Source organism: Streptomyces griseoloalbus, assembly GCA_014650015.1.
In the GTDB taxonomy this organism is placed as follows: Bacteria; Actinomycetota; Actinomycetes; order Streptomycetales; family Streptomycetaceae; genus Streptomyces; species Streptomyces griseoloalbus.
The window spans coordinates 1-524 of the sequence record BMUD01000177.1 but is presented as its reverse complement, the minus strand read 5'-3'; the positions used below and the strand labels follow the sequence as shown (position 1 = coordinate 524).

Annotated in this window: 1 protein-coding gene and 1 pseudogene; both read left to right on the top strand. The window is 70.8% G+C overall.

The features are described 5' to 3' along the window. Window positions 1-211, top strand: a pseudogene (locus tag IE178_RS35450) (hypothetical protein); the annotation flags it as partial. 133 nt (window positions 212-344) lie between these two features. Beyond that, the coding region (locus tag IE178_RS35445; RefSeq protein WP_193515126.1) for a DUF2516 family protein at window positions 345-524 on the top strand (180 nt) is incomplete at its 3' end.

Here is a 524-nt window from a genome sequence, read left to right as displayed (position 1 = left end):
GGCGAAGACCGAGCCGAAGGCCGCATCCCCGACCGCCGCGGCGAAGACCGCGCCGGCCGCGAGCCCGCGGACCGGGGCGGTGCAGGACCGGTCCGCGACCACGGCGAAGAAGACGACCGCCAAGAAGGCCCCGGCCCGCAAGACCACGGGCACGAGCGTGAACAAGACCACGGGCACGACCGTGAAGAAGAACACGCCGCCCGCCAAGTAGCGGCGGACGGCCCCGGTCACGGGGCCGTCGGAGAAGTGGACGGTCGAGCGGGCCGGGCACGCGGGCGGTGCCCGGCCCGTTCTACGGGTACGGTGGCCGAGGACCTAATCGGAGGAAACGGGCGGTGGGCGACATGCTGATGATGGGCTTCGCGGGGTTCCTGGGTCTGTTGAAGATCCTTCTGATGGCTCTGGCCGCGTTCGGGCTGGTGGATGCCGCGTTCCGGCGCGAGGACGCCTTCCGGGCGGCGGACAAGCAGAACAAGGGATTCTGGCTGATCGTCCTGGGCCTGGCGCTCGTCGTGAGCTACCTG